General features: G+C 40.8%; 1 protein-coding gene. It reads right to left on the bottom strand.

Translation table 11 applies throughout. The features are described from left to right. A partial coding sequence (locus ACXAH9_RS17250; RefSeq protein WP_474896095.1) for a hypothetical protein occupies positions 1-223 on the bottom strand: 223 nt, incomplete at both ends.

Here is a 223-nt window from a genome sequence, read left to right as displayed (position 1 = left end):
CCTACTATTTCTTCCACTGCGGTCATGGATTTAATATGAGGGCTCTGTAAGGCAGCAGTTTTGAAATTTTCATAATGATTTCCCATGGGTGACTGGATCACTGGTACCATTACAATATTTTCATCATCAAAACCGGCATCCTTGTTCTGCAGGAAGTTCAGTTGACTTAGGACAATCAGCGTACCGATAATTAGCATGATAGAGATGGCAAACTGTGAGGTAA

The organism is Ekhidna sp. ABH4_415 (assembly GCF_056161305.1).
This window is presented reverse-complemented; position numbering and strand designations above follow the sequence as displayed.